The organism is Pseudomonas sp. PDM14 (assembly GCF_014851905.1).
Classification (GTDB): Bacteria; Pseudomonadota; Gammaproteobacteria; order Pseudomonadales; family Pseudomonadaceae; genus Aquipseudomonas.
The window spans coordinates 414491-426142 of record NZ_JACVAQ010000001.1 but is presented as its reverse complement, the minus strand read 5'-3'; the positions used below and the strand labels follow the sequence as shown (position 1 = coordinate 426142).

The window sequence follows — 11652 nt, the reverse complement described above, 5'->3', positions numbered from 1 at the left end:
GAAGTGGACCGGGGGGATTGTAACTATCCCGACTGACGGATGTCAGTCTTACCGCTGCTGTAGATTGCCGCCGCTTGCGCGCGCCGTCATAATGTAGCCCCTTTTTTCAGCCCCTACATGTGGAAGGTATTGCCCGTGACCCAGAAGCCCGACCAGTGTCTCGGTGAGTGGATCGATCGTGAAGCCCTCGCGGAAGCGATGATCCCGATGATCGGCCAGCTCTACCGCAACAACAGCGTGGTGACCTCGATCTACGGCCGTGGTCTGATCAACCGTTCGGTGATCGACATTCTCAAAGCCCACCGTTTCGCCCGTCACCGCCTGGCGGACGACAGCGAGCTGTCGGTGCACGATACCTTCCCGATCCTCAAGGCCATGAGCGAGCTCAAACTCGGCGCGGCTTCCGTGGACCTGGGCAAGATGGCCAGCAAGTTCAAGGCTGAAGGCAATGGCCGTGCCGTCGAGCAGTTCGTCAAGGACGAGCTGGCTGACGTGGTTGGCAAGCAGAACGGCGCTGCCCGCGAAGGCACCGACGTCGTCCTGTACGGCTTCGGTCGCATTGGCCGCCTGCTGGCGCGCATCCTGATCGAGAAAACCGGTGGTGGCGACGGCCTGCGTCTGCGCGCCATCGTCGTGCGCAAGGGCGCCAGCAACGACCTGGTCAAGCGTGCCAGCCTGCTGCGCCGCGACTCGGTACATGGCAAGTTCGATGGCACCATCACCATCGACGAAGAGAACAACACCCTGACCGCCAACGGCAACCTGATCCAGGTGATCTACGCCAAGTCGCCGACCGAAGTCGACTATACCCAGTACGGCATCAAGAATGCCCTGCTGGTCGACAACACCGGCGTATGGCGCGATGCCGAGGGCCTGGGCCAGCACCTGGCCTGCCCGGGTGTTGACCGCGTGGTGCTGACCGCACCGGGCAAGGGCGCGCTGAAGAACATCGTGCACGGCATCAACCACAGCGAAATCACCGCTGATGACAAGATCATCTCCGCGGCTTCGTGCACCACCAACGCCATCGTGCCGGTGCTGAAAGCGGTGAATGACCAGTACGGCATCGTCAACGGCCACGTTGAAACCGTTCACTCGTACACCAACGACCAGAACCTGATCGACAACTTCCACAAGGGCAGTCGTCGTGGTCGCAGTGCCGCGCTGAACATGGTCATCACCGAGACCGGCGCCGCTACCGCCGCTGCCAAGGCTCTGCCGATCCTGAAAGGCAAGCTGACCGGCAACGCCATTCGCGTCCCGACGCCGAACGTGTCGATGGCCATTCTCAACCTGAACCTTGAGAAGGCCACCACCCGCGAAGAGATCAACGAGTACCTGCGCCAGATGGCCATGCACTCGGACCTGCAGAAACAGATCGACTTCGTTCAGTCGCAGGAAGTGGTGTCCACCGACTTCGTCGGCTCGCGCCACGCCGGCGTGGTCGACGCCGAAGCCACCATCGCCAACGACAACCGTGTCGTCCTCTATGTCTGGTACGACAACGAGTTCGGCTACAGCTGCCAGGTGGTGCGCGTGATGGAAGACATGGCCGGGGTCAACCCGCCAGCTTTCCCGCGTTAATTCGCGAGCGTGTACAACAGAACGGGAGCCTAGGCTCCCGTTCTGCATTTCAGCCTTCGCTCAGCAACGTGTCGCGTAGCGTGTCCGACAGGCCGTCGGGGGCGAGCCAGATGCCCAGGTAGGCGCGTGCCAGTTCGGCATTGGCGCTCCGGTAGACCGTCTCGCCATTGCGCTCCAGGCTCAGGCCGTTTGCGGGCGAGTGGTTCAGGGCATAGCGGTCGCCCGGTTTGATGTCGCGGAAGGTGGCGTGCAGCGCGTCGAGTTCGGTGCGCAGACGCTGCAACGTGGTTGGCGGGTGCTGGCGCTCCAGGGTGGCCCAGGCCGCCTTGATCACGTCGTCGCGGTCGATGTTACGCACATAGTAGAGTTCCAGGCGCTGGGCGCTCTGGCGCTCGACCGCCTGGGCTGGCTCGAGCGCGGCAGGGGTGTAGAAGGCCGCGGCGTAGACGTCGACCCACAGGTAGACCAGTACGGCCTGGCGTTTGCGCTGCAGCGTCTCATCATCCAGCGGATAGGTGTCGGGGAAGGCGGCTTGTTCAAGATGCTTGGCGTCGTCGGCCAGCAGCGGACTGCTGGTGTACAGGAGAAACAGCAGGATCAGCAGGCGGGGCATGTTCGGCACTCTGGGCTCGAGGCTATGGTTTGGCCCGATCGGTACGGTTCGTCAAGCTGCAGACGGTTGCCGGAGGTTGCGCATGCGTTGCGTGGCAGTATTGGAAAGCGAGGAGGGCGTGTGCGGCGACATCTGATCAGCATCTTGCTGGCGCTCCTGGTGACAGGCTGCGGCGAGCCTGTCGAAAGCCTGAGTGGCCCGACCATGGGCAGCCATTATTCGCTGAAGTACGTGGCCGCCGCCGGCGGGGTCGAGCCCGTACAGGTCCAGGCCGAGGTGCAGCGACTGCTGGACGAGGTCGATGAACAGATGTCGACCTGGCGTGCAGACTCCGCGGTCTCTGCCTTCAATCAGCTACCGGCCGGTAGCTGTCTGGATATGCCCGATCCCGTGCTGGCGCTGGTGCGCTACGGTGAAACGCTGTCGAGCGCCAGTGCTGGCGCATTCGACCTGACCCTGGCGCCGCTGCTTGACCTCTGGGGGTTCGGCGCACAGTCGCGTGACCGGCAGGTGCCCAGTGCCGAGCAGCTGGCTGGCGCGCGCGGGCGGGTCGGCTACCGTTATCTGCGCATCGTCGAGCGGCAGTTGTGCAAGGACGCTGCCGTGCAGCTCGATCTGGCCAGCATCGTCGCCGGCTACACGGTGGATCGGATCGCCACACGCCTCGGTGAATTGGGTGTGCGCAGCTACCTGCTCGATGTCACAGGCGAGGTGAAGGCCGCCGGGCGAAAGCCCGATGGCTCGGCCTGGCGCGTGGCCATCGAGGCGCCGCGGGACGGTCAGCAGGTGGTGCAGCAGATCATTGCTCTCGACGGCCTGGGCATGTCCACCTCCGGCGACTACCGCAACTACTTCGAGCGTGACGGTCGGCGCTACTCCCATACCCTCGATCCGCAGCGCGGCGCACCCGTCGCGCATGACCTGGCCTCGGTCACGGTGATCGATCCTTCCGCCCTGCATGCCGATGGCTTGTCTACGCTGCTCATGGTGCTGGGGCCGGAGCGCGGCTTTGCCTATGCCGAACAGGCTGGTGTTGCTGCGTTGTTCATTCGCCGCGCCGAGCAGGGTTTTGTCAGTCGTGAGACCAGCGCCTTCACGCGTCTGGCGAGCGCTGCCGCCGACTGACGCGCGACCCGGCACAAATGCGCCGATTGCGAAGATGTAGTGCACGCAACGCTCGCCTACGACGCGACCAAGCGCTAATGTGCTGCGCAAAATGGTCCGGCTAAGCTGGGTACCAGGGTTCGACGGTGGCGCGTGCGCCATCGTCCCGTCGGGAACGCCGCACTGGCGTTCCGACAGGTTCTAAGGAGTAAGCATGGCGGTCTACAACTACGATGTGGTGGTGTTGGGTTCCGGCCCGGCGGGCGAAGGTGCGGCGATGAACGCGGCCAAGGCCGGGCGCAAGGTGGCGGTGGTCGACAACCGGCCCCTGGTCGGCGGCAACTGCACCCACCTCGGCACCATCCCTTCCAAGGCCCTGCGCCACTCGGTGCGGCAGATCATGCAGTACAACACCAACCCGCTGTTCCGCCAGATCGGTGAGCCGCGTTGGTTCTCCTTTCCCGACGTGCTGAAAAGCGCCGGCCGGGTGATCGACAAGCAGGTTGCCTCGCGCACCAGCTACTACGCCCGCAACCGCATCGACGTGTTCTTCGGCACTGCCAGTTTTGCCGACGAGCAGACCGTGGAGGTGGTGTGCAGCAGCGGCGTGGTGGAGAAATTGGTCGCCAAGCAGATCGTCATTGCCACCGGCTCGCGGCCCTATCGCCCGGCCGATGTCGATTTCAGCCACCCGCGCGTCTACGACAGTGACACCATCCTCAGCCTGACCCACACGCCGCGCCGCCTGATCATCTACGGCGCCGGGGTGATCGGCTCCGAGTACGCCTCGATTTTCAGCGGCCTCGGGGTGCTGGTCGACCTGATCGACAACCGCGACCAGTTGCTCAGCTTCCTCGATACCGAAATTTCCGACGCCCTCGGCTATCACTTGCGTAACAACAACGTGCTGATTCGTCACAACGAGGAGTACGAGCGCATCGAGGGGCTGGACAATGGCGTGATCCTGCACCTCAAGTCCGGCAAGAAGATCAAGGCCGACGCCTTGCTCTGGTGCAACGGTCGTACCGGCAACACCGACAAGCTGGGCCTGGAAAACATCGGCATCAAGGTCAATAGTCGTGGGCAGATCGATGTCGATCAGCACTACCGCACCAGCCAGTCGAACATCTACGCTGCCGGAGACGTGATCGGCTGGCCGAGCCTGGCCAGCGCCGCCTACGACCAGGGCCGCTCGGCTGCCGGCAGCGCGGTGGAGAACAACAGCTGGCGCTTCGTCGATGATGTGCCGACCGGCATCTACACCATTCCGGAGATCAGTTCGATCGGCAAGAACGAGCGCGAGCTGACCCAGGCCAAGATTCCCTACGAAGTGGGCAAGGCCTTCTTCAAGAGCATGGCGCGGGCGCAGATTTCCTTCGAGCCGGTGGGCATGCTGAAGATCCTCTTCCACCGCGAGACCCTGGAAATCCTCGGCGTGCACTGCTTCGGCTACCAGGCCTCGGAGATCGTCCACATTGGCCAGGCAATCATGAACCAGACCGGCGAGGCGAACAGCATCAAGTACTTCGTCAACACCACGTTCAACTACCCGACCATGGCCGAAGCCTACCGAGTGGCGGCGTTCGACGGCCTCAACCGGCTTTTTTGACCGGCTCCGACCGGTGGCCTGAGCCGGTCGGGGTAGATCCTTTCAGCGACTCCCGCGACTGGCGCTGGCCGAATCGGGAAAGCTTCTGAGCAGGCAGCCAACGAAAAACCGGCCCATGGGCCGGTTTTTTTATCCCCTCTCCCCGGGCGGGACTTACCGTTTGAGCGTGGTGACAGCCAGGCCAGGAAAGTCGGTGATGATGCTGTCCACGCCGAAATCGGCGAGGCGGCGCATCAGCGCGGCTTCGTTGACCGTCCATACCGAGACATGCAGGCCGGCCTTCTGCGCCTTGAGCAGGCGCTCGGGGGTGCACAGCGTCCAGTTCAGGGCCAGCATCGTGCAGCCGTAGTGCGCGGCGACCTTCAGTGGATCGAGCCAGGCGTATTCGGCGACCAGGCCCCGGGCCAGTTCCGGTGCATGCAGGCGCAGGGCGTTGAGTACTTCCCGCGAGCTGCTGGTGACGGTGATGCGATCCTTGATCGCGAAGCGCTCGGCGAGCGCCTGAATGGCCTGCACGGTGCGTGCGGCGCGCACCCGAGAGGCGCTTTTCACTTCCAGTTGCCAGTGCTCGAAATCGCACTGCTCGAAGAGTTCGGCAAGGGTCGGAATCGGTGTCGCCACCTTCCAGCCGGGACCACCTTGACGGGCGTCATAGCCGGTGAGGTCGGCGGCCGGGTGTTCGACCACCTTGCCGCGGCGGCCGGTGGTGCGCTTGAGGGTCGGGTCGTGGATGACCATCAGCTCGCCATCGCTTGACAGGTGCAGGTCCAGTTCGCAGCGGCGCACGCCATGCTCGAGGCAGCGCTGGAAGCTGGCTAGGGTGTTTTCCGGGGCTTCGCCCTTGGCTCCGCGGTGGCCGTAGATAAGGGTCACTGTTGCTCCTTGAGGTAGCGGGGCTGGTGGTGAATCACGCTGTTGACCACATGGTCGTACTCGAAATACACGCTGAATTCGCGATAGTCCCAGCGCGTGATCGGCGGGCTGCCCACTGCCGGGTGTTCTTCGTCGGCCAGGCCGTAGCGTTGCAGCACCGCGCTTTTCGATTCGCCGCGGTGCGGCAGGCTGATGCTCGGCTGGCCTTGCTGGCCGACAGGAATCTCGATGGTTTCGGCGAGCAACGGCGCGGGCAGGCAGATCAGCAGCAGGGTTATCAGGCGGTTCATGGGCGACCTCATCGTTGCTGTTCGCGGGCCATGCGCCGCTGCTGCGCCTGCTTCTGCAGGATGTGCCGGGCGAGCAGTTGGCGCTGGGCATCGGTCATGGCTTCGAACTCGGTGCCGATTTCAAACTGGCCATCGGCCTGCGCCTGGCAATGCACGACCTTGGCCCGCAGCAGCAGGCCGAGGGCCTGGGGCATCAGCACCATTTTCAACGCCAGATGACTGTCCTGCGCGACGGGCTGCGGGTGATTGAAACTGATGCCGCCTTCGGACAGCGAGACCTGGCGCGGTGCGCCGATGTCGCGCACGAGGTTCTGCGCCAGGGCCTGGCCAAGCAGGTCGATGCGCTTGTTCATCACCTTTAGGTAATTGGCCAGGGTGCGGTCGCGCTCGCTGATGTGACGCAGCAGGTGCTGCGACTCGAAGTCCATCAGATGCAGGTCGCTGAGCAGATTGAACAGCGGTGAGCTGTCGTGCAGTGCATCACTGGCCAGCGCTTCGGGCCCGGACAGCAGGCTGAAATCCAGTGCGATCAAATCCTCGATACGGTAGTATTCGCGGCGATCATCAGCGTCTTGATACGACATGGCGAACCCATGGCAGCAGTGGTGGTCTGAGTGTAAAGCTGCTCGCCTAGCCCCGCCACAAGGACGTTCCCCCTTTCGCCAGCGAACCTCTCTCACATGTTCAGACCCTTGCCGTTTTTCATCGGCGTGCGCTACACGCGCGCCAAGCGTCGCAATCACTTCATCTCCTTCATCTCCCTGACTTCCATGATCGGCCTCGCCCTCGGCGTGCTGGTGATGATCCTCGTGCTGTCGGTCATGAACGGTTTCGACCGCGAACTGCGCACACGCATTCTCGGCATGGTGCCGCATGCCACCATCAGCTCCTACGAGCCGATCGACGACTGGAAAAAGGTCGCCGCCGAGGTCATGACCCATAAGGAGGTGGTGGCCGTCGCGCCGTTCACCCAGTTGCAGGGCATGCTCACCCACCGCGGCACGGTGCAGCCGGTGCTGGTCAACGCGGTGCTGCCGGAGGCGGAAAAAGACGTCTCGATCATCACCCAGCACATGGTCCAGGGCAGCCTCGACGACCTGAAAAGCGGTGACTTTGGCATCGTCATCGGCGAAATCACCTCGCGTCGTTTCGGCATCAAGATCGGCGACAAGCTGACCCTGGTACTGCCCGAAGCCGCCGTGACCCCTGCCGGTGTATTTCCGCGGCTGAAGCGTTTCACCGTGGTCGGCATCTTCAAGGTCGGTGCCGAGCTGGATGGCTCGCTGGCGCTGATCAACATCGAAGACGGCGCGCGCCTGTCGCGTTGGGAACTGAACCAGGTCGAAGGCGTGCGCCTGAAGCTCAAGGATCTGTTCGATGCCCCACGCATTGCCTGGGAAATCGCCCGCAGCCTTCGGGAGAAAGACCTGCAACCGCGCGACTGGACACGCACCCACGGCAACCTGTTCCAGGCGATCCAGATGGAGAAAACCATGATCGGCCTGTTGCTGCTGCTGATCGTTGCGGTAGCCGCGTTCAACATCATTTCCACGCTGGTGATGGTGGTGACCGACAAGCAGGGCGATATCGCCATCCTGCGTACCCTCGGCGCCACGCCGCGACAGATCATGGCGGTGTTCATGGTCCAGGGTACGGTGATCGGTGTGATCGGCACGCTGATCGGTGGCGTGCTCGGTGTCATCGCCGCACTCAATGTGACCACCTGGGTGGCCTGGCTGGAGAAGCTGGTCGGCCATCAGTTCCTCAGCTCCGACGTCTACTTCATCAATTACCTGCCGTCCGAACTGCGTGTCGAAGACGTCGTGCTGATCTGCAGCGCGGCGCTGATCATGAGCTTCTTCGCCACCCTGTATCCGGCCTGGCGCGCCTCGCGTACCCAGCCTGCAGAGGCGCTTCGTTATGAGTGATGCCATGCCCGAAAATGCCGTTCTGCTATGCCGCAATCTGGGCAAGAGCTACGAAGAGGGGCCGCAATCGGTACAGGTGCTGAGCGGTGTCGAACTGAATCTGCAGCCCGGCGAGCGCGTTGCCATCGTCGGCAGCTCGGGTTCGGGCAAGACCACATTGCTGAACATGCTCGGCGGCCTGGATACGCCGAGCGAGGGCAGTGTCTGGCTGGCCGGTGAAGAATTGTCGGCGTTGAACGAGAAGGCTCGCGGCCTCCTGCGCAACCGCGCGCTGGGCTTCGTCTACCAGTTCCACCACCTGCTGCCGGAGTTCAGTGCGCTGGAAAACGTCTGCATGCCGCTGCTGATCGGCAAGACGCCGATTCCAGAGGCGCGTGAGCGTGCGTCCAAACTGCTGGAGCGCGTGGGTCTGGGGCATCGCTTGGGACATAAGCCCGCCGAGCTGTCCGGTGGCGAGCGCCAGCGTGTGGCGATTGCCCGGGCGCTGGTCAACGAGCCGAAGCTGGTGCTGCTCGACGAGCCGACCGGCAACCTCGATACGCATACGGCGCGCAGCATTCAGGAGCTGATGCTGGAGCTCTCGGTATCGCTGCGCACTGCCTTCCTCGTGGTCACCCATGACCTCAATCTGGCGCAGCAGATGGATCGTGCGCTGAAGCTCGAAGACGGGCAACTGATCCCGGTCTGACCGGTATGCGCGAGAAGAAAAACGCCGCTGATCAGCGGCGTTTTTCATTTCTGCGTGCGTGCGGCGCGCAGTTCGCGGCGCTTGCGCCAGTTGTGGCGCACCCACCAGCGCCAATAGAGCATGGTGATGGCGTAGGCCAGTGCGCCGCTGACGATGCCGGCGATGACCGAGCCGAGCAGGAAGGGCTGCCAGACCAGGCTCAGCTCCTGGGTGATCCAGTCGAAGGTGAGGTTGTCCGGTAGCTGGATCGGCGGCAGCTGCATGACCCAGGCGCCGAGCTTGTAGGTGCAGTAGAACACTGGCGGCATGGTGATCGGGTTGGTCAGCCAGACCAGCCCCACCGAGATCGGGATATTGGCGCGGGCCATCACGGCCAGACTCGCGGCGATCAGCATCTGCATCGGCAGCGGAATGAACGCGGCGAACAGACCCATGGCCATGGCGCGGGCGACCGAGTGTCGATTGAGGTGCCAGAGGTTGGGGTCGTGCAGCAGTGCGCCGAGGAAACGCAGCGATTTGTTGGATCGGATGCTGTCCGGATCGGGCATATAGCGCTTGAATAAACGACGCGGCATGAAGGCTCTCGAAAGCTGAGGCCCGGCTATTATGCACCGATTGCCGTAGCGCTGCCCGGCCGGCACGGGCAACGCGAATGCGGTTCATCGCCCAGGATGGGCGAATTCCAGGGAGTGGAAGATGCGCACAGGGATGCTTGCGCTGGCCATCGGCTTGGCCTGCCTGACCGTTCTGCCGGCCTTGCCGTCGCAGCCGGTGATAGTCCTTTTGCTGAGCATGGGGCTGCTGCTCCTGCGTTCGCGCGCCTACCCGCTGGGGCTTTTCATTCTGGGCTTTTGCTGGGCCTGCAGCTCGGCGCAGTGGGCACTGGATCAGCGCTTGCCTGCCGCGCTGGATGGCCAGACGCTGTGGCTGGAAGGGCGCGTGGTCGGGTTGCCGGAACGGCGTGAGGGTGTGGTGCGCTTTCAGCTGGAGGAGGCGAGCGCGCGGCGCCATGCCTTGCCACCGCGTATGCGCCTGGCCTGGTACGACGGCCCCGTGCTGCATGCCGGCGAGCGCTGGCGCCTGGCGGTGCGCCTGAAGCGGGCGCAGGGTCTGGTCAATCCTCAAGGCTTCGATTACGAAGCCTGGCTGCTGGCTCAGCGCATCGGTGCCACCGGCACGGTGAAACAGGGTGAGCGGCTGACTGCGGCGGGTGGTTTTGTCGCCTGGCGTGACAGCCTGCGCCAGCGCGTGCTGGCGGTGGATGCCCACGGCCGCTCCGGCGCCTTGGCGGCGCTGGTGCTGGGGGATGACTCCGGCCTCAGCGTCGCCGATTGGCGTGTGCTGCAGGACACCGGCACGGTGCACCTGCTGGTGATTTCCGGGCAGCACGTGGCGTTGTTCGCTGCACTGCTCTATGGGCTGGTCGTGGGCCTGGTGCGCCTGGGCTGCTGGCCGCGCGGACTGCCCTGGCTGCCATGTGCCTGTGCCCTGGCTTGCCTGGGCGCGTTTGGCTATGGCCTGCTCGCGGGGCTCGAGGTGCCGGTGCGGCGAGCCTGCGTGATGATCGCTGTGGTGCTGCTGTGGCGCCTGCGCTTTCGTCATCTGGGGGTGTGGACGCCATTGCTGATGGCCTGGGTCGCGGTGTTGCTGGTCGAGCCGCTGGCGGTGCTGCAGGCAGGTTTCTGGTTGTCCTTCGGCGCGGTGGCGGTGCTCGCGCTGGTGTTCAGCGGCCGCCTGGGTGCCTGGTCGTGGTGGGCGGTGTGGTGGCGTGCGCAGTGGACGCTGGCTATCGGCCTGCTGCCGTTGTTCCTGGCGCTGGGCTTGCCGATCAGCGCCAGTGGTCCGCTGGCCAATCTGTTTGCCGTGCCCTGGGTGAGTTTTCTGGTGGTGCCGCTGGCGCTGCTCGGCACGTTGCTGTTGCCCGTGCCCTGGCTGGGTGAGGCCTTGCTGCAATTGGCCGGCTTGCTGGTGGGTTGGCTGTTCGATGGTCTGGCCATGCTGGCGAGTGCCTGGCCGGCCTGGTTGCCCATGGCGCTGCCGGGCTGGGCGTGGCTGCTGGTGAGCGCCGGTGCATTGCTGGTGCTGATGCCGTCTGCCGTACCGGTGCGGGCCCTGGGTCTGCTGCTGTTTCTGCCGCTGTTGTTCCCGCCATCGACGGCGCCGCCAGCGGGGCAGGCCGAGGTCTGGCAATTGGATGTCGGCCAGGGCCTGGCGGTGCTGGTGCGCACTCGCGAGCACGCGTTGCTGTATGACGCCGGGCCGCGCTACGGCGACTTCGATCTGGGCGAGCGGGTAGTGCTGCCGTCGCTGCGCTCGCTGGGCGTGTCGCGGCTAGACCTGATGTTGCTCAGCCACGCCGACAACGATCACGCGGGCGGCGCCGTGGCGGTGAGTCAGCGCCTGCCGGTGCTGCGCGTGTTGAGTGGCGAATCAGCCGAGTTGCCAGCCGAATTGCAGGCGCAGTCCTGTGTCGATGGCGCTAGCTGGACCTGGGATAAGGTGCACTTCACCACGCTGCGCTGGGCGCAGGCCGGGGAGGGTAATCCGGCGTCCTGCGTGCTGCGCGTGGAGGCGCAGGGTGAAAGCCTGCTGCTCACCGGTGACATCGACGCCGCGACCGAGCGTGCCCTGCTTGCCAGTGGTCACAAGCTGCGCGCTGACTGGCTGCAAGTGCCTCACCACGGCAGCAAAAGCTCGTCGTCGGGCGCCTTCATCGATGCAGTGGCGCCGCGTGCGGCTCTGCTTTCGCGTGGGCAGAACAACCCCTTCGGTCATCCGCATCCTCTGGTCATGGCGCGGTATCGGGCGCGCGATATCACGGTGTACGACAGCGCGCCCAGCGGTGCGCTGCGTATCCGCCTGGGCACCCAGGAGGCGGCCACGGGCTGGCGCCAGCAGGCACGTTTCTGGCGGGAAAAATAAGAACCGGAGAGGTCTGCTGCGGCTCGGCCCTATGCTAGAGT

General features: G+C 64.4%; 11 protein-coding genes. 6 read left to right on the top strand and 5 right to left on the bottom strand.

Going from position 1 to position 11652, the window contains the following annotated elements; genetic code table 11:
• The first annotated feature begins 117 nt into the window (after positions 1–117).
• Positions 118–1584: a glyceraldehyde-3-phosphate dehydrogenase gene (locus IB229_RS01880; protein WP_192324410.1), complete on the top strand. Its 1467-nt coding sequence runs from the start codon at positions 118–120 to the stop codon at positions 1582–1584.
• 49 nt (positions 1585–1633) lie between these two features.
• Here IB229_RS01880 and IB229_RS01875 read toward each other — a convergent pair whose 3' ends face one another.
• The gene (locus IB229_RS01875) at positions 1634–2197 is read right to left on the bottom strand and encodes a chalcone isomerase family protein (protein WP_192324408.1); all 564 of its coding nucleotides are present in this window, start codon (positions 2195–2197) and stop codon (positions 1634–1636) included.
• 204 nt (positions 2198–2401) lie between these two features.
• Here IB229_RS01875 and IB229_RS01870 point away from each other — a divergent pair, with 204 nt between their 5' ends.
• Both IB229_RS01870 and sthA read left to right on the top strand, forming a co-directional pair.
• Positions 2402–3322, top strand: a complete 921-nt coding sequence (locus IB229_RS01870; RefSeq protein ID WP_225578993.1) for an FAD:protein FMN transferase — start codon at positions 2402–2404, stop codon at positions 3320–3322.
• 193 nt (positions 3323–3515) lie between these two features.
• Positions 3516–4910, top strand: coding sequence for a Si-specific NAD(P)(+) transhydrogenase (sthA, locus tag IB229_RS01865; protein WP_192324404.1), 1395 nt, complete (start codon positions 3516–3518; stop codon positions 4908–4910).
• A 153-nt stretch (positions 4911–5063) separates the two neighbouring features.
• Here sthA and IB229_RS01860 read toward each other — a convergent pair whose 3' ends face one another.
• The 3 genes from IB229_RS01860 to IB229_RS01850 are packed head-to-tail and all read right to left on the bottom strand — an operon-like array spanning position 5064 to position 6657.
• Complete coding sequence (locus IB229_RS01860; protein WP_192324402.1) at positions 5064–5783, bottom strand: glycerophosphodiester phosphodiesterase; 720 nt, start codon at positions 5781–5783, stop codon at positions 5064–5066.
• On the bottom strand, positions 5780–6073 hold the full coding sequence (locus tag IB229_RS01855; protein WP_192324400.1) for a phosphodiesterase: 294 nt from the start codon (positions 6071–6073) through the stop codon (positions 5780–5782). Before IB229_RS01855 ends, IB229_RS01860 begins: the two co-directional genes overlap by 4 nt.
• Before the next feature lie 8 nt (positions 6074–6081).
• Entirely contained in the window at positions 6082–6657 is a 576-nt protein-coding gene (locus tag IB229_RS01850; protein ID WP_192324398.1) for a PilZ domain-containing protein, read from the bottom strand.
• A gap of 96 nt (positions 6658–6753) precedes the next feature.
• Here IB229_RS01850 and IB229_RS01845 point away from each other — a divergent pair, with 96 nt between their 5' ends.
• Entirely contained in the window at positions 6754–8001 is a 1248-nt protein-coding gene (locus tag IB229_RS01845) for a lipoprotein-releasing ABC transporter permease subunit (protein ID WP_192324396.1), read from the top strand.
• Between the two features lie 4 nt (positions 8002–8005).
• The gene (gene lolD / locus IB229_RS01840; RefSeq protein ID WP_192324394.1) at positions 8006–8689 is read left to right on the top strand and encodes a lipoprotein-releasing ABC transporter ATP-binding protein LolD; all 684 of its coding nucleotides are present in this window, start codon (positions 8006–8008) and stop codon (positions 8687–8689) included.
• Between the two features lie 44 nt (positions 8690–8733).
• Here lolD and IB229_RS01835 read toward each other — a convergent pair whose 3' ends face one another.
• Entirely contained in the window at positions 8734–9264 is a 531-nt protein-coding gene (locus tag IB229_RS01835; RefSeq protein WP_192324392.1) for a DUF2062 domain-containing protein, read from the bottom strand.
• A 121-nt stretch (positions 9265–9385) separates the two neighbouring features.
• On the opposite strand from IB229_RS01835, the gene IB229_RS01830 reads away from it, so the two are divergent.
• Entirely contained in the window at positions 9386–11611 is a 2226-nt protein-coding gene (locus IB229_RS01830) for a DNA internalization-related competence protein ComEC/Rec2 (protein WP_192324390.1), read from the top strand.
• The last annotated feature ends 41 nt before the right edge of the window (positions 11612–11652 follow it).

Excerpts from the sequence above, each read along its gene's own strand:
- IB229_RS01880 (WP_192324410.1), top strand. The coding sequence starts at position 118 with ATGTGGAAGGTATTGCCCGTGACCCAGAAGCCCGACCAGTGTCTCGGT.
- IB229_RS01875 (WP_192324408.1), bottom strand. The coding sequence starts at position 2,197 with ATGCCCCGCCTGCTGATCCTGCTGTTTCTCCTGTACACCAGCAGTCCG.
- IB229_RS01870 (WP_225578993.1), top strand. The coding sequence starts at position 2,402 with ATGGGCAGCCATTATTCGCTGAAGTACGTGGCCGCCGCCGGCGGGGTC.
- sthA (WP_192324404.1), top strand. The coding sequence starts at position 3,516 with ATGGCGGTCTACAACTACGATGTGGTGGTGTTGGGTTCCGGCCCGGCG.
- IB229_RS01855 (WP_192324400.1), bottom strand. The coding sequence starts at position 6,073 with ATGAACCGCCTGATAACCCTGCTGCTGATCTGCCTGCCCGCGCCGTTG.
- IB229_RS01850 (WP_192324398.1), bottom strand. The coding sequence starts at position 6,657 with ATGTCGTATCAAGACGCTGATGATCGCCGCGAATACTACCGTATCGAG.
- IB229_RS01845 (WP_192324396.1), top strand. The coding sequence starts at position 6,754 with ATGTTCAGACCCTTGCCGTTTTTCATCGGCGTGCGCTACACGCGCGCC.
- lolD (WP_192324394.1), top strand. The coding sequence starts at position 8,006 with ATGCCCGAAAATGCCGTTCTGCTATGCCGCAATCTGGGCAAGAGCTAC.
- IB229_RS01835 (WP_192324392.1), bottom strand. The coding sequence starts at position 9,264 with ATGCCGCGTCGTTTATTCAAGCGCTATATGCCCGATCCGGACAGCATC.
- IB229_RS01830 (WP_192324390.1), top strand. The coding sequence starts at position 9,386 with ATGCGCACAGGGATGCTTGCGCTGGCCATCGGCTTGGCCTGCCTGACC.